The organism is Streptomyces sp. NPDC051976 (assembly GCF_040680795.1).
In the GTDB taxonomy this organism is placed as follows: domain Bacteria; phylum Actinomycetota; class Actinomycetes; order Streptomycetales; family Streptomycetaceae; genus Actinacidiphila.
Map to the genome: position 1 here is coordinate 116,220 of NZ_JBFAXL010000009.1, position 25,670 is coordinate 141,889.

The 25,670-nt window shown below is 71.0% G+C and carries 20 protein-coding genes; 2 read left to right on the forward strand and 18 right to left on the reverse strand.

Going from position 1 to position 25,670, the window contains the following annotated elements:
* Window positions 1-89: 89 nt before the first annotated feature.
* From AB0M29_RS12920 to AB0M29_RS12940, 5 genes are all read right to left on the reverse strand, one after another.
* Complete coding sequence (locus tag AB0M29_RS12920; protein ID WP_365382269.1) at window positions 90-956, reverse strand: carbohydrate ABC transporter permease; 867 nt, start codon at window positions 954-956, stop codon at window positions 90-92.
* A complete protein-coding gene (locus AB0M29_RS12925) occupies window positions 953-1,828 on the reverse strand; it encodes a sugar ABC transporter permease (RefSeq protein ID WP_365382270.1) in 876 nt (291 codons plus the stop codon). The genes AB0M29_RS12920 and AB0M29_RS12925 overlap by 4 nt, the downstream gene beginning before the upstream one ends.
* 74 nt (window positions 1,829-1,902) lie before the next feature.
* Entirely contained in the window at window positions 1,903-3,204 is a 1,302-nt protein-coding gene (locus AB0M29_RS12930) for an extracellular solute-binding protein (RefSeq protein WP_365382271.1), read from the reverse strand.
* Window positions 3,205-3,740: 536 nt separating this feature from the next.
* Window positions 3,741-4,811, reverse strand: coding sequence for a LacI family DNA-binding transcriptional regulator (locus AB0M29_RS12935; RefSeq protein ID WP_365382272.1), 1,071 nt, complete (start codon window positions 4,809-4,811; stop codon window positions 3,741-3,743).
* Between the two features lie 112 nt (window positions 4,812-4,923).
* Window positions 4,924-5,481, reverse strand: a complete 558-nt coding sequence (locus AB0M29_RS12940; protein WP_365382273.1) for a hypothetical protein — start codon at window positions 5,479-5,481, stop codon at window positions 4,924-4,926.
* A 35-nt stretch (window positions 5,482-5,516) separates the two neighbouring features.
* Here AB0M29_RS12940 and AB0M29_RS12945 point away from each other — a divergent pair, with 35 nt between their 5' ends.
* Window positions 5,517-6,230 (forward strand): response regulator transcription factor, encoded by a 714-nt coding sequence (locus AB0M29_RS12945; RefSeq protein WP_365382274.1) that lies wholly within the window; start codon window positions 5,517-5,519, stop codon window positions 6,228-6,230.
* The gene (locus tag AB0M29_RS12950) at window positions 6,227-7,621 is read left to right on the forward strand and encodes a HAMP domain-containing sensor histidine kinase (RefSeq protein ID WP_365382275.1); all 1,395 of its coding nucleotides are present in this window, start codon (window positions 6,227-6,229) and stop codon (window positions 7,619-7,621) included. Before AB0M29_RS12945 ends, AB0M29_RS12950 begins: the two co-directional genes overlap by 4 nt.
* A gap of 253 nt (window positions 7,622-7,874) precedes the next feature.
* Here the strand turns inward: AB0M29_RS12950 and pcaB are convergent, their stop codons facing one another.
* The 13 genes from pcaB to AB0M29_RS13015 form a co-directional block, all read right to left on the reverse strand.
* Entirely contained in the window at window positions 7,875-9,272 is a 1,398-nt protein-coding gene (pcaB, locus tag AB0M29_RS12955; RefSeq protein ID WP_365382276.1) for a 3-carboxy-cis,cis-muconate cycloisomerase, read from the reverse strand.
* The gene (locus tag AB0M29_RS12960; protein ID WP_365382277.1) at window positions 9,269-11,257 is read right to left on the reverse strand and encodes an FAD/NAD(P)-binding protein; all 1,989 of its coding nucleotides are present in this window, start codon (window positions 11,255-11,257) and stop codon (window positions 9,269-9,271) included. Before AB0M29_RS12960 ends, pcaB begins: the two co-directional genes overlap by 4 nt.
* Before the next feature lie 147 nt (window positions 11,258-11,404).
* Window positions 11,405-12,235, reverse strand: a complete 831-nt coding sequence (locus AB0M29_RS12965; RefSeq protein WP_365382278.1) for an alpha/beta hydrolase — start codon at window positions 12,233-12,235, stop codon at window positions 11,405-11,407.
* Between the two features lie 85 nt (window positions 12,236-12,320).
* Entirely contained in the window at window positions 12,321-13,061 is a 741-nt protein-coding gene (locus AB0M29_RS12970) for a hypothetical protein (RefSeq protein ID WP_365382279.1), read from the reverse strand.
* Between the two features lie 95 nt (window positions 13,062-13,156).
* Window positions 13,157-14,575: an FAD-dependent oxidoreductase gene (locus tag AB0M29_RS12975; RefSeq protein WP_365382280.1), complete on the reverse strand. Its 1,419-nt coding sequence runs from the start codon at window positions 14,573-14,575 to the stop codon at window positions 13,157-13,159.
* Window positions 14,576-14,653: 78 nt separating this feature from the next.
* Complete coding sequence (locus AB0M29_RS12980) at window positions 14,654-16,360, reverse strand: class I adenylate-forming enzyme family protein (protein WP_365382281.1); 1,707 nt, start codon at window positions 16,358-16,360, stop codon at window positions 14,654-14,656.
* 4 nt (window positions 16,361-16,364) lie between these two features.
* Window positions 16,365-17,744 carry an NAD(P)-binding domain-containing protein gene (locus AB0M29_RS12985; protein WP_365382282.1) on the reverse strand — a complete coding sequence of 460 codons (1,380 nt, stop codon included), beginning with the start codon at window positions 17,742-17,744 and terminating at the stop codon, window positions 16,365-16,367.
* Window positions 17,744-18,115, reverse strand: coding sequence for a hypothetical protein (locus AB0M29_RS12990; RefSeq protein WP_365382283.1), 372 nt, complete (start codon window positions 18,113-18,115; stop codon window positions 17,744-17,746). The genes AB0M29_RS12985 and AB0M29_RS12990 overlap by 1 nt, the downstream gene beginning before the upstream one ends.
* Window positions 18,116-18,152: 37 nt before the next feature.
* Window positions 18,153-19,277: a hypothetical protein gene (locus AB0M29_RS12995; RefSeq protein ID WP_365382284.1), complete on the reverse strand. Its 1,125-nt coding sequence runs from the start codon at window positions 19,275-19,277 to the stop codon at window positions 18,153-18,155.
* On the reverse strand, window positions 19,267-20,697 hold the full coding sequence (locus tag AB0M29_RS13000) for an FAD-dependent oxidoreductase (protein WP_365382285.1): 1,431 nt from the start codon (window positions 20,695-20,697) through the stop codon (window positions 19,267-19,269). The genes AB0M29_RS12995 and AB0M29_RS13000 overlap by 11 nt, the downstream gene beginning before the upstream one ends.
* 11 nt (window positions 20,698-20,708) lie before the next feature.
* Window positions 20,709-22,274 (reverse strand): NAD(P)/FAD-dependent oxidoreductase, encoded by a 1,566-nt coding sequence (locus AB0M29_RS13005; RefSeq protein WP_365382286.1) that lies wholly within the window; start codon window positions 22,272-22,274, stop codon window positions 20,709-20,711.
* A 3-nt stretch (window positions 22,275-22,277) separates the two neighbouring features.
* Window positions 22,278-23,882: an aldehyde dehydrogenase family protein gene (locus AB0M29_RS13010; protein ID WP_365382287.1), complete on the reverse strand. Its 1,605-nt coding sequence runs from the start codon at window positions 23,880-23,882 to the stop codon at window positions 22,278-22,280.
* Window positions 23,879-25,237, reverse strand: coding sequence for a TrpB-like pyridoxal phosphate-dependent enzyme (locus AB0M29_RS13015; RefSeq protein ID WP_365382288.1), 1,359 nt, complete (start codon window positions 25,235-25,237; stop codon window positions 23,879-23,881). Before AB0M29_RS13015 ends, AB0M29_RS13010 begins: the two co-directional genes overlap by 4 nt.
* Window positions 25,238-25,670: the final 433 nt, after the last annotated feature.

A 25,670-nucleotide genomic window follows, 5' to 3' on the forward strand; every position in this document is an offset into this window, starting at 1 on the left:
AGGCTTCCTCGTGTCCTGGGGCGGGCGCGGCCGCCGGGGGGTGGCAGTACGAGCCCGCGGCGTACCCGCGGGCAGGTGACGGGAGGCGTTCAGCCCTTCACCGCGCCCTCCCCGACGCCCTTGAAGAAGAGCCGCTGGAGGGAGACGAACAGGGCCAGGATGGGTATCAGCGCGATCATCGCCCCCGCGGCGATGGTCCGCGGGTCGGCGGAGAAGGTGCCCTTCAGATAGGACAGTCCGACGGTGAGCGTCAGCTTGTCCGGGCTCTGCAGCACCAGCAGCGGCCACAGGAAGTCGTCCCAGGCGCCGATGAAGGCCAGGATCGCCACGACGGCGAGGGTGCCCTTGACGTTGGGCAGCCCGATGAAGCGGACGCGCTGCAGTACGGTCGCGCCGTCGATCACCGCGGCCTCGTCGACGTCCCGGGGGATCGAGGAGAAGGCGTTGCGCATCAGCAGCACGTTGAGCGCCCCGATCATGCCCGGCAGGGCCACTCCGAGCAGGGTGTCGCCCAGGCCCAGCTTGGTGACGGTCTGGAACTGGGAGATGATCGTGACCTCTCCCGGCAGCAGCAGGGTGGACAGGAACAGCCCGAACATCAGCCCGCGGCCGCGGAACTGCAGCCGGGCCAGGGCGAATCCGGCGATGGTGGCGCCGATCAGGTTCCCCGCCACGCACAGCCCCGCCACCACCAGCGAGTTGGACGCGAAGTGCCACACCGGGATCGTCCGGGCCACCTCCCCGTAGTTGCCGAGCGTCGGGTGGTGCGGCACGAACTGCGGGGAGGCGGTGTAGACGTCCTCGCTCTTGCTCTTCAGCGAGGTCGACAGCTCCCACAGCAGCGGGCCGATGGTGACGGCCGCGGCGAACAGCAGCGTGGTGTAGCGGGCCACCAGACCCGCGGGTGTGCTGCGGCCGAAGGGGCGCGAGCGACGGCGCCGGGTGCGGTCCGTCATGCCTCGGCCCTCCGGTTGAGCAGGGCCAGCAGTGCCATCGGCCCGATGGTGATCAGGAACAGCAGGACGCTGAGCGCGGAGGCGTAACCGAGCTGGCCGTCGCTGCCCGAGACGGACTGCTGGATGAGCATCACCACCGACACGTCCTGGCCGCCGACACCGCCGGTGGCGCCGCCCAGGATGTACAGCTCGGTGAAGACCCGCATGGCGCTGACCGCGATGAGCATCGACACCAGCAGCATGGTGCCGCGCACCCCGGGGACGGTGACCGACCGGAACCGGCGGACCGGCCCGGCGCCGTCGACCGCCGCGGCCTCGTGCAGCTCACGGCGTACGTTCCCCAGCGCCGACAGGTAGAGCACCATGTAGTAGCCGAGGCCCTTCCAGATGGTCAGGGCGATGGCGCTGAAGAGCAGCAGCCACCGTCCGGTCAGGAACGGGATCGCGGAGTGGATGAGATGCGCCTGCTGCGCCAGCCCGTTGGCCACTCCCCTGTCGTCCAGGATCCACTGCCAGATGAGCGCGACGACCACGGCCGAGGCGATCACCGGGAAGTAGAGCACGGTCCTGAAGAAGCCCATGAACGGCAGGTTGCGCTCGACCAGCAGGGCCAGCAGCAGCGGCAGCACGGTGAGCAGCGGGACGCAGACCGCGATGTAGACCAGGCAGTTGACGAGCGCGTCGCGCAACTGCGGGTCGTCGACCATCCGATGGTAGTTGCGCAGGCCGACGAAGTGGCCGCCGGTCAGGGTGTGCACGTTGGTGAAGGACAGGACCCCGGTGTTGACCGCCGGCCACAGGCTGAAGAGGGCCAGGAACGCGAACGCGGGGAGGATCAGCAGCCAGGGCGTATACCAGCGGTGGTATCTCACGGGGCCTCCTCTGCGAAGTGAGGGCCGTCGGCGGGCGGCACGGGTCGCCCGCCGACGGCGGTACGGGGCGGCGGTCAGTCGTTCAGCAGCGAGTTGGCCTTGGCGACGGCCTTGTCCAGGGCCTGCTTCGACGACTCCTTGCCGGTCATCGCCAGCGCGATCTGCTGGTTGAGGTAGGTGTTCATCGCGTCGGTCCACACCGGCGGCGTGAAGTTCAGCGCCTGCTGCATGTCCTTGTACGCCAGCGCGGAGGCGTCACCCTGCGCGGTGCCGTCGCTCTTGCTGTACGCCGGGTCGGCGGCGGCCGCGGTGGTGCCGGGGAGGAAGCCCTGGGCCAGCTTGATGAAGGCGGTCTGGTTGGCGTTGTCGGTGGCGAACTCGGCGAAGGCGAGCGCCAGCGGGAGGTTCTTGCTCTTGGCGGCCACCGAGATGCCCTGCACGTACAGCGGCGGGGTGTCCAGGGCGGGTGACGGGACGACCTGGGCGGCCAGCGTCGGGGTGGTCTGCGCGAGGCTGGTGATGTAGTTGCCGGCGCCCGTGGTCCACGCCACCTGCTGCTTGCTGAACAGCGTCGAGTTGCCCTCGTAGGTGTTGGTCAGCACGTTCGACGGCAGGTAGCCGGCCTTGAACGCCTTCGTGTACTGGTCCAGCATCGCCTGGGCCGCCGGGGTGCTGAAGGCGAAGCTCTTGCCGTCCGCGGTCATCAGCCTCGTGCCGGAGTTGACGATGTCGGGCAGGCTGGGGGCGCGGCTCATCAGGAAGTCCTTGCCGCCCGATTTGTCGTGCATGACCTTGGCCTGCGCGACCAGGTCGTCGAAGGTCTTCGGCAGCTTCGCCGGGTCGAGGCCGTCGCGGGTCAGCATGGCCTTGTTCCAGTAGCTGACGTCGGTGCCGAGGTACCAGGGGAAGGCGTAGGCGGCCGAGCCGAAGTCGGCGTACGTGTACGCGTTGAGCCCGCTCTTGACGTAGTCGGCGGTCAGGGTCGGCACGTTCTTGGTCAGGTCCAGCAGAGCGCCCACCTTGACGATGGAGTGCGCGATGTCCGGCGGCAGGTTGATGACGTCCGGCAGGCTGCCGCTGGTCACCTGGCTGCTGACCTTCGTCGGGTAGCCGTCGCCCGGCTGGTCGATCCAGTTGATCGTGGTGCCCGGGTGCTTCTTCTGGAAGTCCGCGATGAGCGCGGTGAAGTACGGCGTGAACTTGTCGTTCTTCAGCGACCAGGTCTGGAAGGTGATGGTGCCCTTCAGCGGGCTGTCCGTCGCCACCTTCTTCTGGTCGGCCGGCTTGTCGCTTCCGCCGCCGACACCGCACCCGGTGAGGGGCAGCAGCACGGCGACCGCGGCGAGCGCTCCCGCGAACTTCAGTCTTGAGTGCATGGACGCCAACTTTCTCGTCGGTCCGAAAGGCTGAACTAAAGCGCTATAGTCGACGGACGAGACTATGGACCGCCCGCAGAAACCCTGTCAAGGCATCGGACAGCCGAAATCGCGAACGCGGGAAAGGTCCCCTCCGGGGGGTAATGCGCTTGAGTGCGCGGGCGCGCTGCCGCGCGCGTAGCGGATCGGCGGTGCCGCTCAGCAACCCGCCCGTGCGCGGCGGGGATCCCGCCGCAAGGCGTACTTCCGCGCGACGGCGCGCTGCAACGGGGGGTCAGGGCCACAGGCCCGGCTCGGGCGCGGCGCGCGGGGCCAAGGCCCCCAAGGCGCGCGGAGCGGATCGGCGGCGCCATTCGGCAACGCGCCTTGCGGCGGGGATCCCGCCGCAAGGCGTACTTCCACGCGACGGTGCGCCGCGGCGGGGTGGTCAGGGCCGTAGGGCCAGCTCGGGCGCGGCGCGCGCGGGGTTGAGGGCCCCCGGGGTCGGGCTAGGGCCTCGGGGGGCCGTGCTGGGGCGGGCCCCCGAGGTCGACGGGTTACGGCCTTGGTGGGGACGTGCTGGGGCGGGGGGTGAGGGTGGGGAGGGTGTCCTCGACGTGGGTGGCGGGGGCGCCGTCGAGGAGGTGGAGGAGGGTGTCGGCGGCGCGGCGGCCGTAGGCGGCGGTGTCGCGGACGAGGGCGGTGAGCGGGGGGTGGGCGGTGCGGCACAGGACGGAGTCGTCCCAGGCGACGAGGGAGAGGTCGCGCGGCACGGCGAGCCCGCTCTCGACGGCCACCGCGAGCCCCGCCATGGCCAGGATGTCGTTGTCGTAGACGATCGCGGTGGGCGGCCGCGGCCCGCCGAGCACCTTGCGGGTGGCCTCCGCGCCCTCCGCCTCGGAGTAGTCGGTGGCCACCGAGGTGACCTCGGTGAGGCCCAACCTGGCCGCCTCCGCCTGGAGCGACGCCACCCGCCGCCGGGTGTGGGCGAGCCCGGGCAGGCCCGAGATGTGCGTGATCCGGCGGTGGCCGAGGCCGTGCAGATAGCCGACGATCGACGCCATCGCGGCCGCGTCGTCGGCCCACACCGTGGAGATCCCGGGGTACGAGGGCGAGTCCGCGGCGGGCATCCCGATCACCACGGCCGGCAGGCCGAGCTCGTCGAGCAGCCCCGGCCGCGGGTCGTCGTGCCGCGGGTCGACGACCAGCAGACCGTCCACCCGCCGCTCCGCCCACCAGCGGCGGTATATCGCGCACTCCTCCTCGACGCCCTCCACGACCTGGAAGAGCAGCCCGAGATGGCGCTGCGCCAGCGACTCCTGGATGCCGGAGACGAGCTGCAGGAAGAAGGACTCCACCTCGAGCGTCCGCGCCGGGCGCGCCAGCACCAGGCCGACGGTGGCCGCCCCCTCACCGGAGAGCGCGCGGGCCGCGGTGCTGGCCCGCCAGCCGAGCTGCTCGGCCACCCGCCGCACCCGGTCGCGGGTGGCTTCCGAGACCCCGGGGCGGTCGTTGAGCGCGAAGGAGACCGCGCTCTCGGAGACGCCCGCCCGCCGGGCGATGTCCTTCATCGTGGGACGGCGGGCCGGTTTCCGGCGACCCGGCTCCGGCGAATCCATGGCGCTCATGGCGCGGATCGTACCGCAACGCACCCGCCGACCTGCGGGTAAGGCGCTTGAGCAGGCGTATCCCACCTGCACACTAATGCGCATTAGCGTCATCCCGGCGGCAGCCGCTTTCTCAGCCCGTTTCCGTCGTCTCCGCACGCGGCTGCGGATTGATCGTGCCGACGATCTGCGAGCGGTGGCTGCTGGAGGTGAAGACGATCGTGAGCGTGTCCTGCGCGTTCTGCTGCGTCGAGACGGTGAACCCGGGCGACGGCACCGCCGAGACCAGGCACACCGCGTCGGAGCCGAAGTCGATGGTGGCCTGGCCGCCGGTGGACTGGATGGTGTGCGTCCCGGCGCCGCCGCTGCAGCTCGGACTCTGGTGGCCGGTGGGCGAAGGGGACGGTGGGGGCGGCTGCGGGCGGCTGGTGGTCCGGCGCGGCGAGGGCGAGGCGCTGGGCGACGGCCGCCGGGTGGAGGAGGACGTACCGGTCGGCCGGGGCGTCGGCTTGGGGCTGGGCGAGGCGGCGGGAGCCGAGGAGTCCACTGGGAAGAGCGTCGGCATGGCCCGCGCGGTCGGCGGCATCGGCGAGGTCGAGCCCACGACGAAGTTCACCGTCACGAAGACCGCGGTCACCGTGAGGGTGGTGCAGCACAGCCATATGAGGAAGAAGCGCAGTGACCGGGGCACGTCACCATCATGGCCGATCCGTTACGGTGTGCCGCATGCCCAGCGTCCTTGTCGTGGAAGACGACCCGGGAATCCGCGCCTCGCTGATCGACATCCTGACCGGCGACGGACACACCGTGCTCAGCGCCGCCGACGGGTTCGGCGCGCTGCGCGAGGTGACGCGGACCGCGCTGGACGCGGTGATCCTCGATCTCGGGCTGCCCGACCTCGACGGCAGCGACGCGCTCTGCATGATCCGCGGGATATCCCAGGTGCCGGTCCTCATCGTGACGGCGCGCGACGACGAGGCGGAGATCATCCAGCTCCTCAACGCCGGCGCCGACGACTACCTGGTGAAGCCGTTCTCCGGCGGCCAGCTGCTGGCGCGGCTGGCCGCGGTGCTGCGCCGTACCGCCCGCGCGGGGGTCCTCCCGACGGCGTACGGCGACTCGGGCCTGCCCGCGCCCGGCCCGGTCACCGTCGGCTCCCTGCACATCGACCCCGGTGCGCGGACCGCGTACCTGGACGGACGGGAGCTGCGGCTGACCCGGCGCGAGTTCGACCTGCTGGCGTATCTGGCCGCGCACGCCGACCTGGTGATCTCCAAGCGGACGCTGCTCACCGAGGTCTGGCGCGAGCAGTACGTGGAGGAGCAGACGATCGACGTGCACGTCTCCACCCTGCGGCGCAAGCTCGGCGAGGCCGCGTCCAGTCCGCGGTATCTGCAGACGGTGCGCGGGGTGGGCATCAAACTGGTGACCCCGCGGTGAGACGGACCCTGGCGTGGGTCGCCCTGGCGGTCACGTCGATGGTGGCCCTGTCCTTCCTCATCCCGCTGGCGCTGCTGGTCCGCTCCGAGGCCAGGACGCAGGCCATCACGGCGGCCGAGCAGCGGGCCGCCGCGCTCGCCCCGGCGCTCGCGCTCACCAGCGACACCGCGGAGCTGCGCCAGACGGTCTCCGGGCTCGATCCGTCAGGACGGCTCAGCGTCCATCTGCCCGACGGGCGGGTGATCGGCGCCACCCACGCCCCCGCAGCCCTGCTGCTGCGGGCGCAACGGGAGGGCGCCTCCCTCGCCGAGAACCGGCCCGGCGGCTGGGTGTACCTGCAACCGGTGGTGCTGGGCCCGAAGCGGGTGGCGGTGGTCGAGGAGTTCGTGCCGAAGGCCGAGCTCGACCGCGGTATCGCCGTCTCGCTGTGGGTGATGGCGGGGCTGGCGCTCGGCCTGGTGGTGGGTTCGGTGCTGGTCGCCGACCGGCTCGCGGCGCGTGTGGTGCGGTCGTCGGTCGGGCTGTCGCGCGCCTCGCACGCGCTGGGCGCGGGCGATCTGGAGACCCGGGTGACGCCGATGGGGCCGCCGGAGCTGTACGAGGCCGGGCTGGCGTTCAACGCGATGGCCGAGCGGATGCTGGAGCTGCTCGCGATCGAGCGGGAGCTGGTCGCCGATCTCTCGCACCGGCTGCGGACCCCGCTCACCGCGCTGCACCTCGCCGCCGAGCGGATGGGGCCGACGCCGGACGCGGCGCGGGTGGCGGCGGCCGTGCAGCAGCTGGAGACGGAGCTGCAGGCCATCATCACGGCCGCGCGGACGCCGCTGGCGGTCGGGCCGATGGGGCAGGCACTGCGGGCGCCCACGGCGCCGCGGCGCGGCTTCCCCGGCAGCAGGCCGGCGCCGCGGACGCCGGGCTGTTCCGCCGCCGAGGTGGTCGGCGCGCGGGCGGGCTTCTGGTCGATCCTGGCCGAGCAGCAGGATCGTGCCTGCCGGGTGTACGTCACCGCCGAGGACGCGCCGCTCGCGCTGTCGGCGGAGGATCTCACCGCCGTGGTGGACGCGCTGGTCGGCAACGTCTTCCGGCACACGCCCGCCGGGACGCCGTTCGCCGTGCGGCTGGAGCGGGGGGCGCAGACGGTCACTCTCGTCGTGGACGACGCCGGGCCCGGCATCCCGGACCCCGCCGCCGCGATGGCCCGCGGGGCCAGTGCCGCCTCCACCGGGCTCGGCCTGGACATCGCCCACCGCGCGGCGGCGACCACCCGCGGCACCGTCGACATCACCACCAGCCCCCTGGGCGGCGTCCGCATCGCCGTCACCTTCGGCCTCGCCCCCGCCGCCGCCACGGGCACCCGCCGCCGCAAGCGCGCTGCGCGCGGCAAAGCCTGAAGCGCGGCGCGCTTGCGGTGGACCAGGCACCGGACGTGCCCCGTTAGGGGCGCGGGGAACTGCGCGACCAGCCGTCGACGACCTGCACGTCACCACCGGCCCCAATGGGGCAGACGCGTGGTCTTCGGACCACCGGCCCGGTGGGGGCTGAGCGCGCAGTTCCCCGCGCCCCTTCGGGGCTCGACCTCTTCCGCCAGCGCAGCGCGCTTCCCCGCGCCCCTGACGGGGCACGTCCTCCGCGAGCGCAGCGCCGCTACGGGGCGCCGTCCAGGGCGCGGTTGACGAGGGGGGCGGCGGCGCCCGGGTAGGTGGTGGGGTCGCAGAGGGCGGTGAGTTCGGCGGGGGTGAAGTGGGCGGCGAGTTCCGGGGAAAGGGACAGGTCGCGGCCCGAGGCGGCCGCTTCGGTGAGGAGGCGGCGGGCGGCGGGTTTGCCGAGGCGGGGGGTGAGGACGGCGGCGAGGCGCTCGGAGACGATCTGGCTGCCGGTGAGGTCGAGGTTGGCGCGCATGCGCGCGGGGTGGACGTCGAGGCCCTCGGCGAGTTCGACCGCGGTGTGGGCGGCGCCGCCCACCAGGCGGAGGCACTCGCGCAGGAGTTGCCACTCCGCGTGCCAGACGCCGGCCGAGCGCTCGTCCTCGGCGACCAGACACTGCGTCAGCCCGGCGGCGAGCACGGGGACCTGGAGCGCGGCGCTGCGAATCAGCGTCGAGAGCACCGGATTGCGTTTGTGCGGCATCGCGGAGGACGCGCCGCGCCCCGCGGGACCGGGCTCGGCCACTTCGGCGACCTCGGTCCTGGCCAGCGACTGCACGTCGACGGCCATCTTGCCCAGCGCGCCCGCGGTGAACGCCAGCGCCGCCGCGAGGTCCGCGACGGGGGTGCGCAGGGCGTGCCAGGGCAGTACCGGCCGGGCCAGCCCGGTCTCCTCGGCGAACGCCGCGACCAGTTCGTCGAGGTACTCCCCCGGGTCGCCGTGCGGCGGCGCGCCGTCGAGCCGGGCGTACTCCAGGTATCCGGCGAGCGTCCCGGCGGCCCCGCCGAGGGAGACCGGCAGGCCGTCCTCCAGCAGCGCCGCGAGCCGCGCGTCGGCGTCGCGCACCAACTGCCGCCAGCCCGCGGCCTTCAGCCCGAAGGTGGTGGGCACGGCGTGCAGCGCCAGGGTGCGGCCGGGCATCGGGGTGTCGCGGTGCTCAGCCGCCAGCGCGGCCAGCGCCCGCTCCACCCGCGCCAGGTCCGCCCGTACGATCCGCAGCGCCCGCGCGCTGACCAGCATCATGCCGGTGTCGAAGACGTCCTGGCTGGTCGAGCCGCGGTGCACGTACTCCGCCGCCGCCGGGTCGTGTTCGGCCACGACCCGGGTGAGCGCCTGGACGAGGCCCACCACCGGGTTGGCCGTCTCGCGGGCGGCGAGGGCCAGTGCCCGCAGGTCCATCCGGTCGGTGTACGCGGCGGCCGCGATGGCCGTGGCCGCCGACTTCGGCAGGGTGCCGAGCCGCGCCTGGGCACGGGCCAGCGCGGACTCGGCGTCCAGCATGGCCTGCAGCCAGGCGAGATCGGAGACCGCCGCCTCGACGGGCGTGCCCGCGCGCACCGGCGAGAGCAGCCCGGCGTCGGTCAGCACGTCGTCCCCGCCACGCGGTTCCACGGTCATACGAGCACTCCTATGGTGGGGGATCCGGTGGTCCCGTCGGCTTCGGTCGCGGGGACGGTCCTGCCCGAGGCCAGGTCCAGCAGCGCGCAGGCGATCGCCTCGGAGTCGCCGAGGGTCACCGAGTCCACGCCGGGCCTGATGCCGGCCGCCGTCACCCAGTGCACGGACTCGGTCGGCACCCCGTAGGCGAACCTCCGCGGGTGCACCTGGCCCTGCGGGTCGACGATCCGGTACGGCCGCTCGGTGACGGCCAGTCCGCCGGTCTCGTACCCGGGGCCCTGGGTGCTGGGGATCAGATACGTCGACGCCTGCTCGGTGTCGATCAGGTAGCGCAGCAGCGGCTCGGCGGTGCGCCGCATGTCCGGCTCGGGCAGCCGCGCCTCGATCAGCGCCGACGCCCGTACCGCGGGGCCCGGTACGACGTCGGAGGAGGCGACGAAGGCGGGGATCGAGGGGTCGAGGCGCACCTCGGTGCCGGGGCCGGTGACGACCAGCATCCGGGCCTCGATGAGCGCGATCATCTCCTCGATCCGGGAGGCGGGCGGGCCGATCGACAGGAAGGCGTTCATCGCGGTGTACCAGCCCTCCAGGTCGTCGCGGTACGAGGCACCGTCGAGACCGCCGTGGTCCACCGCGAGCCGTATCTCGTTGCGCAGGTCGCGCAGCACGTCGAGGGCGGCCTTCAGCGGGCCGCTGACATTGCCCGCCCTGGCCTCGGCGACATCGCGGGCCAGATAGCCGAGCAGCCAGCTCCTGAACTCCTCGCCGTCGGAGAAGTTCCGTCCGTCGTACGGCTTCTGCAGCGTCTCCCAGTCCCAGCGGTCGGCCGGGTCGACGCCGTAGGAGTCCAGCAGTTCGCGCTCCTCGCGCTCCCCGTCGGCGCCGAGGAAGCGTCCGCCGAGGGCCGCGCCCTCCGCCGCGCGGCCCTCGGACTGCAGCAGCGTCTGGTAGTAGACGCTCTGCACCTCCTTGGAGATGAGCGGCCACAGCTGCGCCTTGAACTTCATACCGCGCTCGTTGCCGGACCCCTCCCGCAGCAGGGCGATGTGATCGGGCGTCAGTAAGCGGGGCGAGTAACGGCCGTACGGGCCCTTCTGGTTCTCGCCGCGCGCGTGGAACGGCACTCCGCGCCGGGAGGTGGCGTACATCATCGGCTCGCGCCCGGACGGCACGTAGACCAGCCGGCCGTCGTCCTCGCGGTGGAAGGCGCCGCCGCGGCCCGCGGTGAGCAGCGTCATGTGGTCGAAGAAGTTCAGGCCCAGGCCGCGCAACAGCACCGTCTCGCCGGGTGCGATGACCGACAGGTCGATGTCGGCCGGGTTGGCGGGCGTGAGGTAGGTCAGCCCGTGGATACGGGCCAGCGTCGCGGTGCGCTGCTCGCGCGCGGTGGGGCGGCGGTTGACATGGCCCTGGGCCAGGACGACGGCGTCCACGCCGTGCAGCCAGGTGCCGTTGGCCAGTTGGAGGCTCTGCGGGCCGTCGGGGCGGCCGGTGGCGTCGGTGATCAGGACGGCGCGCGAGCGGTGGTCCACGACGGTGAGGTGCGAGGGCGCGTTGTCCACCACCCGGCGGAAGCAGGAGCGCAGATAGCGGCCGTAGAAGGCCCGGGTGGGATAGGAGTCCGGGGTGAGCGCGGCGGCCTCCGCGAGGTCCTCGGGGGTCACCCCGTCCTCGCTACCGGGGTCCGCCACCAGCCCGGAGGCCCACTCGTACAGGCTCGGGCCCGGTTCTATCGGGCCGTCGATGCTCACGCCGTCGTCGGTGAAGACGGTGATCTGCGAGGAGACGGTGTTCATCAGCAGGTGCCGCGACTGGTCGGTCCGCCAGACGCTGCCGGCGCCCGGTTCCGACGGGTCGACGACATGGACCGTCAGGGCGGCGCACGAGGGCGACTTGCGTTCATGGGCGCACAGGCGCTCAAGAACGGACAGGCCGCGCGGTCCGGCGCCGACCAGGCAGACGGCGAAGTCCGCCGTAGTGCTCATGGGTTCTCTCCATCCGTTGGCAGTGGTTCCGCGGCCCCCGCGCGCTTGTGGCGTGCGGGGGCCGGGGAACGCCAGGGCGAGCCCTGTCACGACAAGGAACAAACCCACGGATGAGGGGTGGCGCTCCCTATGCCGGGGGGCGCACCCTCACGCCATGTCCCTGATCGCTCGGGCGAGGCTCGCGGGCTGGTCGAGGGGGATGAGTGTGTAGCTGTCCGGCACCTCGACGAGCTTCCCCTGCGGGAGCAACTCGGCGAGTCGGCGGCCGTGGTCCGGCGGCATGACGCGGTCCTTCTCGGCCCAGACGACGAGCGCCGGGCGGTCGAAGCTCGGCAGCGTCTCGGCGGCCTGCGTCAGCAGGCTGCGGTTGGCGCCGATTCCGCGCAGCATCTTCACCGCGTCACGGCGAATTCCGGCCTGCTGGAGAAGTGGCTTGATCCAGCCCGCGCTGACCTTGTCACCGCGCTTGGTGAGCCAGCCGAACGCGATCGGCAGCCGCCGTACCGGCTTGAGCCGCATTTGCTGCATGAACATTCCGAACATGGCGGGCGAGAGCTTACCCGTCATGACCACGGTCTTTCCGGTGAGTCCCGGCGGGAAGTTGTCGAACGCGTCGCAGGAGGCGAGCACAATGCGCCCGACCCGCGACGCGTCCTCGCCGACCAGCAACTGCACGATCGCGCCACCGGTGTCATTGCCGACCACCGTGACATTGGTCAGATCGAGCCGGTCGAGGAATTCCGCCACGAGCCGGGTGATTCCCTGCGGGGACAGGTCGGCGTCCTCGCGCATCGGGTGGAGGTGGGCGCCCATCGGCAGCACCGGCACCACGCACCGGTGGTCGACGCTGAGTTCGGCGACCACGCCCTCCCACAGGGTCTGGTCCATGAGGAGACCGTGCAGCAGGACGACGACGGGCCCGTCACCGCCGGTGTCCTGGTATTCGATCGTCCCGGCCGAGAGCTCGATCTTTTCCATGGTCATACGTCAAACCCATTTCCCGGCTCGCCGCGTCGGGGAACTCTCCGGATCCATTCCCCGGCTCGCACGTCCTGTGTTGGCCTTAATCCGTTGTGAGATCTGTCGTGAGCGGCTTGATCATATCGAGCGGATTGCGTCCATTCCACTGGCCGTCAACCGCGTACGGGCGCAGCCGCACGAACAGCGTCTCGTGGTGGAACTCGTGCTCCTCCTGCTGCTTCATCGCGCGTACATGGCCGCCCGGGTAGGAACCCACCGTGAACTGGCGCATCTCCTTGGCGTTCTGCCAGAGAGTGAAGGTGGCCACCTTGGTCGGCGGGTGCATCAGCGAGGTGCCTTCGAGGTACGCGGGGTGGTAGACCGCGTCCCGCTCCACCGGCGCGGCGGCGGCCACGAAGGCGCCGGCCCGGTTGAGCCGCACCCGGGCGAGGGTGAAAACGCCGACGGGCTGGTCGTCGGTGGGCACCTCACGGCGCGGCAGGTCGGGCAGGCCCGGCCACGCGCCGACGGCGCGCACCGGCTCGAACCGCGCCCGCCAGCCGCCCTCGTACACCTTGGCCAGCGGGTGGGACAGGAAGCGGTCGAGCGCGGAGTCGTCCTCCCAGGCGGCGATCAGGCAGACGCCGCTGGGGATCAGCTCCATCATCATGCCGGTGCGCAGCGGGCTCATCGTGAAGGTCTCGGCCCACTTGAGGCCGCTGATCTCACCCGGCTTGGGCGCGGCGCGCATGGCGCTGATCGCCTTGCGGCCGCCGACCTCGGCGATGTGCACGGACATGATCATGCCCGAGGTGATGCGGGGCTGCTCGAGGATCTCAGGCATGCGCGTAATCGCCTTTCATCGGGACGTCGGTGAAGTCTTGGGGAGCGGCGGGAGCGGCGGGAGCGGGCGCCGACCGTGCGGCGCCCGCCGCGCCTTCATCGGGTCGGGTCGTCCGAGGCGGCGGAGACCTTCTGCGGCTCGCCGGTCTCGCGGCCGATGATCTCGGTCGTGACGCGGCGTCCGGAGTAGATCGCCCCCGACATCGAGCCGAACTCGTGCGGCACCGACTCCGCGCCCGCCCAGTGGATCCGGCCCACCGGCTGCTTCAGCGCCGGGCCGTACTCGGTGTACAGGCCGGGAGGCGCGTAGGCGTGGTAGCAGCCGCGGGTGAACGGCTCCGCCATCCAGTTCTGCTCGATGAGGTCGTACGGCTTCGCGGCCTTCGGGCCGAAGAAGCGCTCCAACTCCCGCAGGATCAGGGCGCGTCGCTCACCCGCGGGCAGCTTGGCGACCTGGCGGGCCGCCGGGCCGGTGACGAAGGAGGTCAGCACACCGGGCGTGCCGTCGGGCGGGCAGCTGTCGACGGTGGCGCGGACCGGGCTGTTGGGGCTGATCACATGGCCGGTCAGCCCCTCGGCGCGCCAGAACGGCTCGTCGTACAGCGCCATGTACTTGATGGCCGCACCCATCGTCAGGCGCTGGCTGACGTGGTCGCGGTGCTCGGGCAGCGGCGGGTCGTAGTCGATCCGCGAGGCCAGCGGGATCGGCACGGCCATCACCAGGTAGCGGCCGACGGCCTCGAAGCCGGAGCCGCTGACCCGCACGCTGTCGGCGGAGTGCCGCACATGGGTCACCTCGGCGCCGATATACGTGTCGTCGTCGACGGTCTCCGCGAGCTTGAGCGCGAGGTTCTGCGAGCCGCCGACGAAGCGGTTCTCCAGGGTGCCGCCGGTGATGGTGGTCATCGCCCGGAAACCACCGGTGCCGTTGGAGTAGTTGAGGACGTGCAGCAGGGAGACGTCGGCGGGGGCCGCGGCCATGCCCGCCTCGATCATCAGCCGCATCAGCGCCCGGCCGCCCTTGGTCCGCACATTGCGCTGCGTCCAGGACCACATGGTCTCGCTGTCCCACTGCTTGGCGTGCGGCGCCTCCCAGGGGGCGTCCTGCGGCACCTCGCGGCGCATCCGCTCGATGCGCAGCGCCGCCTGGCCGAAGTCGACCAGCGAGGCCGGGCTGACCTTGGGGGCCATGCCCTTCCAGCGGTTGATCTTGCCGCCGTCGTCGACCAGCCGGTAGCCGGTGTCGTAGACCTTCGCGGAGCCGATGCCCACCGACTGGGCGGCCCGGTGGCTGATCGTGCCCGGCTGCCCGTAGAACTCGCAGCCCAGCTCGACGAACTTGCCGTCGCCGATGGGCTTGCTGAAGGACCGGCCGCCGAGACGGGAGCGGGCCTCCAGCAGCGCCACGGTCTTACCGGCCGCCTTCAGTTCACGCGCGGCCGTGATCCCGGCGAAGCCGGCACCGACGATGATGACATCGGCCTCGATCGACGGGTGGTCGTTGATGTCGTGCAATGCCCTCTCCTACTTCCGGGGTTGCGGTCCGCACTCAGGTCCTGGTGGAGGGGAGGCCGCGTGGCCTCCCCTCCAGTCCTACGCTCCGTCCCGCAGCACGACGTCCGGGGCGACGGCCGCCTCGCGGCCCTCGTCACGGTTCTTGATCATCTCGGTGAGCAGATAGCGCCGCGCCTTGACCGTCGCGGTGCGCTGCAGGTCGTCCGGCGTGACCTCCAGCGGCTCGCCGAGGCCGGTGATCCCGGCGGACGCCTTCCGCCACACCTCGGGATCCAGTGCCTTGCCGTCGCGCATGCAGATCACCGGGACCGGCCTGCCCTTGGCGTCGGGCACCACCACGATCTCCTCGGCATTGGTGATCCGCTCCAGGAGCACGTCCTCGATCCACAGGCAGCTCTCGACGCCCTCGATACGGTCGGCGATGCGGTCCAGGATCTCGATCTGCTGGAAGCGGCCGCGCCGGCCCCAGTCGCCGGTGTCGAACCACTTGCCGTGGCGGCGCTCGGCGAACTTCTCCGGCGTACCTATGAAGGACAGCGCGCGGGCCGGGGTCTTGACCTGGATCATGCCCGGCTTGGACTGGTCGGCCTGGCGCTCCCCGGTCTCCGGGTCGGCGATCCTGGCGCGGATGCCGGGCACCTCCCAGCCGACGCTGCGCGAGTCACGGCCCTTGAGCCGGCCGAACGAGCCGCGGGTGTACGGGCGTACCGACACCACCTGGGTCTCGGTCATGCCGTAGCACTGCAGCCAGATCGGGTGGTCGCGCTTCGAGGCGTCCAGCAGGGCCTGGATGGTGCGCGGGTGCATCGCGTCGAAGGAGTTGAAGTACAGCCGGAAGCTGGAGAACGGCTCCGACGGGTCGTCGATCAGGCGTTCCCAGCCCATGAAGTTGTTGGGGTGGGACTCCAGGATCGTCGGCCGGTAGCGCGGGAACAGCCGCATGATCGTCTCGTCGTCGGGCTTGCCGATGCCGAGCAGCGGGGTGCCGCGGGAGAACGACGCCATCTGCGTGATCGCGGCGCGCACGTGCACGTGCGAGATGGCGCTGGCGAACAGCTCGTCGGGAGTGTGGAAGCCCGGGAAGATCGACTCCATGAAGGCGTTGAAGGACACGCCCTTGGCACAGCAGTCGGCGAGCTTGGACACCCCGGTGGTGCTGGAGGTGTGGGTGATCATCATCGGCTCGTCGTCCTTGAGCGGACTCGGCGCCGGGATGGGGCTGTTCCACAGGTCCTCGACCGGTATGCCGCCGTCGATCGAGGCGATGGCGGTGAGGTTGAGGTACTTCAGGCGGGCCGCGTCGAGCCTGGCGTACTCGGCGACGGCCGGGTCGGTGACGATGAACTTCGCCTGCAGGCGCTCCAGCAGGATGTTGATGATGTCCGGGTCCAGCCGGGCCGAGAGCAGCGCCGGGATGGCGCCGATCCGGGCGGCGGCCCAGGCGAGCGCCTGGATGTCGTAGTTGGGGGTCTTGACGATCACGACGCGGTCCCAGCGCTTCACGCCGGCCGCCTTCATCACCGCCGCGAACTGGTCGACCAGTTCGGCGAACTCGACATAGTCGAGCTCGACGCGCTGGTCGGGGTCCCAGGCGAACGGCTGGTCCAGGTAGACCGGGACACGGCCGAACTTGGCCGCCGCGCGCTCGGCCACCAGGCCGACGTTGACCGGCTTGGCCAACGCCACGCGCTGCGGCCGGAACTGGGCCTTGAGCATCTTCATCGCGTCCAGCCGCCGGGTGGACAGCGGGACCGAGGTCCTCGTGCGGTCGCCTGTTAACGACATCGACTCATCCCTTCCTTCGAGCTGCCGGGGAGACACCGGTGCGATCGGTGGTTGCGTACTTGCGGCGCTCCTCGGCGATGAGGCGCTCGTACTCGTTGGGGTCCACCAGCAGATGGCCCGACGAGTCGTGGAACCGCTTGTCCTGGCGCCGCCTGGCGTTCCTGAGCTCCGACCACATCTGCGCGCGCGACGGGAGGGCGACCGTCTCGGTCAGCAGGTCACCGACCCACTCGGCCTGGTGCTCGGCCAGCGGCATCAGCGACATCATCGAGTGGAGCAGCCCGATGAAGTAGAGGCCCTCGGTCTCCGGGGGCACGACCTGGTGGTAGAGCGGCGGGGCGTCGTCGCCGTCGCCGACGAGGGTGTCGTCGAGGAAGGGGTACGAGATCTTGTAGCCGGTGCAGTGGATGATCACATCGGCCTCGACCTCGCCCTTGCCGTCGGCGAAGCGCACGGTACGGCCATCGACGCTCTCGATGACCGGCTTGGCGGTGAGCCTGCCGTGCGCGATGGCGGGCAGCAGCTCGCTGCTGGCCACCAGCGGGCCCTGGCCGACCTTGTACGGAGGGTCGGGCAGCCCGTACGCCGACATGTGGCCGTGCACCAGCTTGATCATCAACGACACCAGCGGGCGGCGCTGTTCGACCGAGAGCTTCTTCATCATCGGCGAGAGCTTGTCGATCGGGCCGCCCTCGAGGATCTTCGGCACGACGTAGTGGCCGGTGCGCACCGACAGGTACGTGGCCTCCGCCACCCGGGACACCTCGGTGGCGATGTCCGCCGAGGTGGCGCCGAGGCCGATGATGACGACCTTCTTGCCGGCGAAGTCGGCCGGGCCGTCGTAGTCGAAGGAGTGCAGCTCGGTGCCGGTGAACTTGCCCTCGTAACTGCCGTACAGCGGCAGCCCGTGCCGGCCGCCGGAGGCCACCATCACCGCGCGGTACAGATGCGTGGTGCCGTCGCCGAAGGTCACCGACCAGCCGCCGCCGGCCGCCTGCTCGACCCGGGACACCTCGGTGTCGAACTGGATGTGCTCGGCCAGCCCGTAGTGGTCGACGTAGTCGTCGAAGTACGCGGCCACCTGGGAGTGGTGGGGGTAGTCCGGGTAGTCGTCCGGCATCGGGTAGCTCGGGAACGACATCACGGTCTTGGAGGTGTTGGCGAACAGCGCGGGGTACGCGCAGCTCTGGCCGCCCTGCGCCGGGTAGCGCCACAGGCCGCCCAGCTCGGAGCGGCGCTCGTAGGCGTCGAAGGCAATCCCGCGGACCTTGAGGGAGCGGCACATCGCGATACCGGCCGACCCAGCACCGATGACGCAGACCTTGTCCCTGCGGTCCACCGGCGCCGACGGGCTGTCGGTCGCCGGTTCGTCGGCTGTGGTCATCAGGACTCCCCCGCCTCGGTGGCCGCGAGCGCCAGCAGGCCGAGCAGCGTGGCGGTGGCCGCCGCGCTGGTGTCGACCACGGTGGACTTCTTCAGCCGGCCCTTGCGGTGGCCCAGCAGCCCGGCCGCGACGTCGAGTCCGTCGCACAGGATGCCCGCCTTCAGCAGCAGCCTGCGGGTCTCGCCCTTGCTGGCGAGGACGCCCACGATCAGCGCGATGTTGCGGGCCGCGAACAGCCGTACCAGGTACTCCCCGTCGGCGTCCTCGTTGATGTGCAGCTTCTTCGCCCCGATCGCCGGCGCCAGGAACGCCGCCGCGCCGACGGTACGCAGCGTGCTGAGCAGAACAGCCGGCGTGTCGCTTTTCTTCATAGTGATGCGAGTTCCTCTCGCGCCTGGGCCATCGGCGTCACGCCGTGGCACTCGGAGCCGGTGTTGGGGGGAATTCCTTGGCAAAGCCGGTGAGCCGGACGACGACGCCGGCCTGTCGCAGCATCTCGATGTCCGTCTCGGGTTCCGCGGACTGCTCGGGGAAGGAGATCCCCGCCGGAAGGTCCCGGGCGAGCACCCGCTCGGCGGCGCGTACGGCGCCCATCGCGCTGAGGTGGCCCTGGCCGCGGGTGTCCAGCAGGTCGATGGAGACCGACCGGTTGGCGTTGTGCGCGGTGACGGTCAGCCCGCAGAAGTCACCGGTGCCCGAGCTCTGGAAGAGCGCGGCCCGCACACCGTGCAACGCGGGGCGGGTCAGGGCGCGCAGCGCGCCGGACCGCTTCAGCCCGATCATCGCGTAGAGCGAGGGCACGCTCTGCAGCGCGATCCGGGTCTCCACGGTCGGTACGCCGAGGGTGAGCGGCACGGTGGTCTGCTCCAGCGTGCTGATCAGCGCGGCGGGCCGCTCGTTGCCGTCGGCGCAGCGCACCAGGCGGCGGCCGGTCAGCGGGTGGGTGGGCTGCCGCTTGCCCTCCCGCATGCCGTAGTACGGCCAGGCCAGCCGCTCGGCGAAGCCCCAGGAGTCCGGGCCGACCTTGTCGTCCGACGAGGACAGCACGGCGATCTCGACATGCTCGGCCTGGCCGAGCTCGCGGACCGCCGCGGCGGCCATCAGCGCGTTGAGACCGGCGTAGAAGGCGCCCGACAACAGCACCGGCGTGGTGGGCCGTTCACGGGAGACGCCGACGGTCACGTCGAGGATGCCCGCGTGGCCCGCCCGGTTGATGTCCGCGATCGGGATGCCGCGGCGCATCGCGTCCACGATGAGGTGGTCACCGGGGTCGCTGACCACCGCGAGCACCGCGCCGGGCTGCTCGTCCAGGGCGCCCAGCGGCCGCTCGGCGCGGACGTCGACGACCGCGGTCGTCGCGCCGATCTCGGCCGCGAGCGCCTTGCCCTGCTCGGGGTTGCGGCCCGCGAGCACGATCGGCAGGTCGGGGTGACGCTGGCGGATCAGCCGCGCCGCGTGCTCGCCGACCACGCCGTAGCCGCCGACGATGAGCAGCGGCGCGGGTGCGGCGGCACGCTTGGCTCTACTGGCCATGGCTCACCGCGCCGGTGATCGTGGTGTCGGGCTTGCGCTCCTCGCCGCGCTCCTCCGCCGCCCGCGCGAACAGTTCGCGGGCCACCCGGCGGCCGGAGTCGACGGCGCCGCCCATCGAGCCCATCTGGTGCACACCGCTCTCGGTGCCCGCCCAGTGGATCCGGCCGATCGGCTCGCGCAGCGCGGGGCCGAAGGCGGTGTACAGCCCGGGAGGGCCCCAGCCGTGGTAGCAGCCGCGGGTGAACTCCTCGTCCAGCCAGTTCTGTTCGACGAACTCGCGGGGCTTGCCCGCCTTCGGGCCGAGGCCCGCCACCAGGCCGTCGAGGACGGCGGTACGGCGCTCGGACGGCGTCAGCCGGGTCAGCTTGCGGGCGGCGGAGCCGGTGACGAAGGCCGACATCACACCGGGGCTGCCGTCGGCGGGCGAGGTGTCGAAGGCGACCCGGAACGGCCCGTCGCTGCTGGTGATCTGACCACTGAGCCCGTCGGCGCGCCAGAACGGCTCGTCGTAGACGGCCAGGCACTTCATGGCGGAGCCGGCGGGCAGCCGCTGGGTGAACTGGTCGCGGTAGCCGGGCAGCGCGGGCGCGTAGTCGATCCGGCCGGCCAGGGTGACCGGGATGGCGACGACGACCCACCGGCCCCGGTACTCGAAGCCGGGGCCCGAGACCACGACGGAGTCCGAGCGCTGCTCGATCCGGCGCACCGGGGCGCCGACCCGCACCTCGTCGGGGAGCTTCGCGGCGAGCCGCTTGGGGATGCTGTGCGCGCCGCCGTCGAAGCGGTAGCGCTGGATGCCGCCGCTGACCTCCAGCAGGTAGCGGAAGCCGCCGGAGGCGTTGGCGTAGTACAGCACGTGCATCAGCGACACGTCGGACGGCCGGGTGCAGAAGGCGGCCTCGATCATCATGGTGATGAAGGCCCGCGCGGTGGCGGTGGTGACATTGCGCTGCATCCACGACCAGAGCGTCTGGCTGTCCAGCTTCTCGGCGTTCGGCGCGTTCCACGGGCCGTCGGGCGGGACCTGCTTGGCCAGCCGCTCGATCTTCAGGATGGCCTGGCCGAGGTCGGCGATCGCGGCCGGTCCCATCCGCCAGGGGAAGAGCCCGGAGTACGCGTGCCGGCGGCCGTTGACGAAGGTGAGCCGCTCGCCCTCGTCGTAGCTGCGGAAGCCGGTGATGCCGACCGACTTGGCGGTCTCGGCGATCATCGTGCTCTTGTCGCCGAAGTACTCGCCGCCCAGGTCGACGGCCTTGCCGTTGCCCAGGTCGAGGCCCTTGAGCCGGCCGCCGACGCGCTCGCGCGCCTCCAGCGTCTTGACCGTCCACCCGGCCTCTTTGAGCTCCCGGGTCGCCGTCAGACCGGCCAGGCCCGCGCCGACGACGATGACATCGGCTTCGGCGCTGGGCTCATCTGTCACATGCTGCACGTTCAGACCTCCGCGTTCTTCTGATCGCTCGTTCCGTTGTGCGCGCTCGTCCCGTTCTGCGTGCCGTTCCCGTTCGTCGTCGGGAGGGGCTCGGCCGGCGGGAGCGGCGGGGTCTGCTGGGCGGCCGCGGAGGACCTGGTCGTCCGGGCGCCGCGGAGCGGCGGGGCCGCGGTGACGTCGGAGGAGCCCAGTTGCGGGTGGCGGTTGATCCACCGGCGGCGCGGCTCGCGGGCCAGGAGCTTGACCGTCTCCCGCACCAGCGGCATCCGCTTGTGCTTGCCCGACAGCAGCATCTTCGCGGTGATCCGGCCCATGTCGAGCAGCGGGAAGACCTCGTAGTACTTGGAGCGGTGGTGGTAGAGGTCGAGGAAGCGGCCGATCTCGCCGCGGTCCACCATGCCGCGCAGCGCCTCGGGCACGGCGGCGGGCAGCGCCCCGGCCTCACCGAGGATGTTCGCCAGCCAGTAGTGGCCCTCGAAACGGCGGTCGCGCCACTGGGTCCACTGGCGCAGCGTCTCGTCCTGGCCCAGCGACGACACTCCCGGGCCCGAGCGGCCCAGGGCGGCGATGATCGCGGGGGCGAGCCGCTCGACCTGGCGGAAGGCGTCGCCGATGCCGCGGCCGGCGGAGGGGTCCTTGAAGTGCCCCGCGTCGCCGACCAGCACCCAGCCGGGTCCCGAGGACTGCCGGAAGTAGCCCTCGAACTTGACGATGCCGGAGATCTTGGTGGCGATCTTCGCGTCCGCCAGGGCGTTCGCGGTGGGCTCGCAGGCCCGCATGTGGGAGAGCAGCCCTTCCTCGGTGTTGCGGCGGAAGTACTCGCGCTCGTGGCCCTCCGGGGAGACGCCGACGAGGTAGAGGCCGTTGTCGGCCGGTCCCGCCCACACCATCCGGTCGCCCCAGCGGTGGAAGACGAAGGTGTCGTCCGAGGACGGGTGAGCGCCCTCGAAGAAGGTGAAGTAGTAGGAGCGTTCGTTGGGCACCACGTTGTACTTGCGGGCCCCGCACATGTACGCGACGGTCGAGTTGCGGCCGTCCGCGCCCACCACGAGGGGTGCGCGCAGGACCGTCTCCCGGCCGCCGTGCTGGGCGCGTACGCCGGCCACGCGGCCGCGCTCCCAGACCATCTCGACGACCTTGGTCGCGAACCTGACGTCGGCACCCGCCTCGACCGCGGCCTCGGAGAGGATCTGGTCGAGGAGGTGCCGACGCAGGAAGGTCGCGCCGCCCACGTCGTCGAAACGCAGCGGGAACTGCGAGACGACATGGAAGTCGTTGAGCTTGGTGTCGGCGCGCCGCATGAAACGCACACCGGTCTTCTCGACGGCGTCGAGAACACCGAGCCGTTTCAGGAACAGGAGTCCGTCCGCTTCCATCAGGTGCGAGGAGAGCACCTCACGCGGGAACGTCGCCTGTTCGACCACGACGACCTTCAGGCCTGCGCGTGCGAGCAGCGTGGCGAGCGGCGACCCGGCACAGCGGGCGCCCACGATGATGACGTCGAAGTGCTCTTCGGCGTCCGTACCATTACGCCGGAATTCGCTCCCGGCCAGGCCCTTGGTCGTCATGGTCTAGCTCCGCACCCTTTCGCCGGCCGAGGTGATCTGGGAGTCCAGCGGACGCGGATCCCCGTCACCCCACGAGACGCCCTGGATGTGTGTGGTGCGCAGTCCCGCGTAGTTGAGCTCTCCGTACGGGCCACCGGTCAGACCGTTGCCACCGTGGGTGGAGAGGATCGAGTTGAACCCGATGTGCGAGTCGTTGACCTTGAGCTGGCCGCCGTTCGACACACCGTCGGTGAACCGGTGGGCGGTCTCCTCGTCACCGGTCCACATCGAGTTCCGCAGGCCGTACTTGTTGGCGTTGAGGAAGTCGATGATCTCCTCGAGCAGCGCGTCGTCGTCCGTGGTCGCCTCCGGCACCACGACCGGCAGCAGCGGGAAGAAGGTCTCCTCGCGGACGCAGGACAGGTCCCGCGAATCGGTGAGGCCGTCCACCCTGACCACCGTCGGCAGGCAGAACATCCCGGTGCTCGATGTCTCGCCGTCGACGTCCACGCGCTTGCCGCCGCACAGGACCTGGGCGCCCTTGGTCTCCGCCTCCGACAGGAAGTCGAAGAAGCCGTCGACCTTCAGCACGGGGCTGAGCAGGATCTCCGGGTTCTCCGGGTAGCCGGGCTGGATCTTCTCCACCCGCTTCAGGAAGAACTCCAGGAAGCGGTCGGCGACCTCCGGGTGCACGATCGCGTACTTCGGCACCATGCAGATCTGGCTGGAGCCGTAGAACGACTCCTCCAGCGCCCGCGCGGCGGCTTCCAGGTCCGCGTCCTTCCAGACCACGAAGCCGTCGTTGCCCGCGAGTTCGAGGATCGACTTCTTCCCGGCGCGCAGGCAGTCCTCGCCGAGCTTGAGCCCGGCGGCGCTGTCACCGAAGAACATGATGTCGTCGACCAGCGGGCTGGCGAGCCACTTGCGCAGCACCTGCTCGGTGTGGCCGCAGATCACGTTGAGCGTCCCGGGAGGGGCGCCGTGCTTCTCCAGGATCGGCGCGAGGACCTCGCGGTAGACGAAGAACACGCTCAGCGGCGTGGTCCGCGGGGCCTTCACGACGAGCGCGTTGCCCGCCAGGAGGGCCAGTACGCCCAGCGTGGAGTTGGAACCCGCCGCGTTCTGCGGGGGGTTGACGCACACCACGCCGTCCGGCTTGCGGATCAGCTCGAGCTTGTTCCCGCCCGGAGCGAACTCCTGGCGGAGCTGGCTCTCGTACCACCGGACCGTCGGCTCGTCGCAGCAGCGCAGCATGCCGCTGACTTCCCACTGCGCGAGCCGGCGGGGGTGGCCCTCGGCGATCAGGATGTCGATGAGTTCCTCTGCCCGCTCGGCCAGAGTCGCGTTGAACTCGAGGATGATCTGGCTGCGGGTCTCCTGCGGGAGGAGCCGGAAGGTCCGGCTCGCCCGGTGAGCCGCTTCCAGCGCACGGTCGTTGTCCTCAGGGGTACCCACCGAGCAGCGGGCCACGACGTTCTCGGTCGACTCCACCGGTCGGCCGAGTTCGAGGGCCCGCTTGAGATTGAACGCGGGCCGGTTCTCCTTCAAGTACGCCGAGGCGCGCAGGACATACGTCCAGCGACCCCCCTCGACGTCCTTGCCGTCGATGTACTGAGGGTAGGACCTCATGCCTGGAGGCCCTCCATGCTGGGGGCGACGAAGTCTTCCTTCTCGACGTCGCGCAGCAGGCCGTCGTTGTAGCGGCCGTAGGCGCCCAGGTCCAGCAGGCCGTGGCCGCTGTAGTTGAACACGATGGTGGCTTCGCGCCCGGTCCGCTTGCACTCCAGCGCCTTGTCGATGACGGCGCGGATGGCGTGCGAGGTCTCGGGAGCCGGCAGGATGCCCTGCAGCTTCGCGAAGGTGGTGCCGGCGTCGAACACCGACACCTGGCCGTACGCCTCGGCGTCGAGCAGACCCTCGTGCCTCATGAGGCCGACGATCGGCGCGCAGCCGTGGTAGCGCAGGCCACCGGCGTGGATGGGCGGCGGCACGAACTCGTGGCCGAGGGTATAGGTGTGGACACCGGGGCCGCGGCCGTTGGAGTCGGCGAAGTCCAGCCGGTACTCGCCGTACGTCAGCGGGGCGCACGCCTCGGGCTCGGCGGCGAGGATCGTGATGTCCGCGCCGTTGAGCTTGTCCTCGACGAACGGGGACGCGAAGCCGCTGAGGTTGGAGCCGCAGCCGACCGACGCGATCAGGTAGTCGGGGGTGCGGCCGATCTCGCGGAGCTGCTCCTTGAGCTCGAGACCGATCACCGAGTGGTGCAGCAGGCAGTGGTTGGAGAACGCGCCGACCGCGAAGCGGGTGCCCTCGTCGGCGTCGACGCACTCCAGGGCCTCGCTGACGGCCGTGGCCTCGCTGCCGGGGTGGTCGGGGTACTCCGCGAGGAGCTTGCGGCCGTACTCCGTGGTGTCGCCCGGGCTGGGCCGCACCTCGGCGCCGTAGGTCTCCATCAGGTTCCTGCGGTACGGCTTGGTGTGGTAGCTCGCCCGCACCATGAAGACCGTCAGGTCCAGGCCGAAGAGCTTGCAGGCGATCGCGAGGGCGCTGCCCCACTGGCCGGCGCCGGTGTCCGTCACCAGACGGGTGTGGCCGTCGCGCTTGGCGTAGTACGCCTGGGCGAGGGCGGAGTTGAGCTTGTGGCTCCCGCTGGGGGAGGTGGCCTCGTACTTGAACCAGATCTGCGCCGGGGTACCCAGCTCCCGCTCCAGCGCGATCGCCCGGACCAGCGGGGTCGGACGCCAGATCTTGTACGCCTCGCGCACGGGCTCGGGGATCGTGATCCACCGCTCCAGCGAGGTCTCCTGAGCGGCCATCGACTTGACGAACAGGCGCTCCAGCCACTCTCGGGTGACCTTCTTGCCCGTGGAGTTGTCGATGTATTCCTCGGGCAGCCTTGGCAGATCGGGTATGACGTTGTACCAGCGAGTCGGAATCTTATCAACCGGGAGGTCGACACGGTCGAGTAACCCGAATTGCTTCATCCCTTGCGTCCCCTTAAGAGCGTGGTTGCAGAGAAGTGCAGTGGCACACGAACGGACCTGCGCGCGTCCGTCCGGACTGGCGATCTCGTGCGGGTTGCACACCAACGTGACACAGAAGCCGTCGAGCTTGGCTCCACTCAGCCGGAATTGCTCTCCTGAGTGAGGACGCTCACAGTTCGAGGAGCGTCAATATTGTCCCGTGGCACACCCGTGGTGCTCTTTTTGCTCTGTTACTGCGCGACTTGGCAGCACATGCCCCGTCCAAGATCGCGAGATCAGGATGATCAGGAGTTTCAGGAAGTTCAGCGAGATGGGCACGCCACGAAAGCGGCGGCAGTGAAGAGGACACCCGGCGTTTAGCCGCAGGTCAGAACCCTACGGATCAAGCCCGGTACGGACCGGTCGGCAGGCCCCGAAGGCTCCGCCGACCTGA

Coding starts and splice junctions, on each gene's coding strand:
- AB0M29_RS12995 (WP_365382284.1), bottom strand. CDS start 19,277: ATGGCCAGTAGAGCCAAGCGTGCCGCCGCACCCGCGCCGCTGCTCATC.
- AB0M29_RS13015 (WP_365382288.1), bottom strand. CDS start 25,237: ATGAAGCAATTCGGGTTACTCGACCGTGTCGACCTCCCGGTTGATAAG.
- AB0M29_RS12965 (WP_365382278.1), bottom strand. CDS start 12,235: ATGGAAAAGATCGAGCTCTCGGCCGGGACGATCGAATACCAGGACACC.
- AB0M29_RS12970 (WP_365382279.1), bottom strand. CDS start 13,061: ATGCCTGAGATCCTCGAGCAGCCCCGCATCACCTCGGGCATGATCATG.
- AB0M29_RS12930 (WP_365382271.1), bottom strand. CDS start 3,204: ATGCACTCAAGACTGAAGTTCGCGGGAGCGCTCGCCGCGGTCGCCGTG.
- pcaB (WP_365382276.1), bottom strand. CDS start 9,272: ATGACCGTGGAACCGCGTGGCGGGGACGACGTGCTGACCGACGCCGGG.
- AB0M29_RS12960 (WP_365382277.1), bottom strand. CDS start 11,257: ATGAGCACTACGGCGGACTTCGCCGTCTGCCTGGTCGGCGCCGGACCG.
- AB0M29_RS13010 (WP_365382287.1), bottom strand. CDS start 23,882: ATGAGGTCCTACCCTCAGTACATCGACGGCAAGGACGTCGAGGGGGGT.
- AB0M29_RS13005 (WP_365382286.1), bottom strand. CDS start 22,274: ATGACGACCAAGGGCCTGGCCGGGAGCGAATTCCGGCGTAATGGTACG.
- AB0M29_RS12945 (WP_365382274.1), top strand. CDS start 5,517: ATGCCCAGCGTCCTTGTCGTGGAAGACGACCCGGGAATCCGCGCCTCG.
- AB0M29_RS12990 (WP_365382283.1), bottom strand. CDS start 18,115: ATGAAGAAAAGCGACACGCCGGCTGTTCTGCTCAGCACGCTGCGTACC.
- AB0M29_RS12985 (WP_365382282.1), bottom strand. CDS start 17,744: ATGACCACAGCCGACGAACCGGCGACCGACAGCCCGTCGGCGCCGGTG.
- AB0M29_RS12980 (WP_365382281.1), bottom strand. CDS start 16,360: ATGTCGTTAACAGGCGACCGCACGAGGACCTCGGTCCCGCTGTCCACC.
- AB0M29_RS12920 (WP_365382269.1), bottom strand. CDS start 956: ATGACGGACCGCACCCGGCGCCGTCGCTCGCGCCCCTTCGGCCGCAGC.
- AB0M29_RS12935 (WP_365382272.1), bottom strand. CDS start 4,811: ATGAGCGCCATGGATTCGCCGGAGCCGGGTCGCCGGAAACCGGCCCGC.